The organism is Paenibacillus taichungensis, assembly GCF_003287275.1.
GTDB lineage: Bacteria > Bacillota > Bacilli > Paenibacillales > Paenibacillaceae > Paenibacillus > Paenibacillus taichungensis_A.
The window spans coordinates 1-453 of record NZ_QEVW01000043.1 but is presented as its reverse complement, the minus strand read 5'-3'; the positions used below and the strand labels follow the sequence as shown (position 1 = coordinate 453).

General features: G+C 43.0%; 1 tRNA gene. It reads right to left on the bottom strand.

The window, feature by feature from the left end:
• Nucleotides 1-272 precede the first annotated feature (272 nt).
• Nucleotides 273-348 (bottom strand) — tRNA-Ala (locus DC345_RS31155).
• Nucleotides 349-453: the final 105 nt, after the last annotated feature.

The following is a 453-nucleotide window of genomic DNA, read 5'->3' as shown; positions in this document are numbered from 1 at the left end:
GTGCTCTTAGTAGCTTAACCAGTTGCTCCGGTTTCGACTGCTCACTTCCCTTGTTTTGCTTACGCAAAGCCAAAAGTCGCTCCCATTCGATACCATCGCAATAGCAGTCTACCTTATAAACACTTCACTTGTTTACACAAGATCAGCTAGAATGATTGTTGTTTCGGTTACTTGAACCGAACAAGCATTCATCCCTAAAAGGAATGTTCTAAATCGCAATTTTCGTTTCGATATCTAGTTTTCAAAGAACAAGCTAAATAGACGAAATTCTTTGGTGGAGCCAAGCGGGATCGAACCGCTGACCTCCTGCTTGCAAGGCAGGCGCTCTCCCAGCTGAGCTATGGCCCCTCAAATTCCATCAAAACTGAACAAATGGATAAGTAACTGTGTTACTGTTGCAGCTTAGCTGCGTATTTGAATGTTTCCGTTACAGGAAACGATTCTCCATAGAAA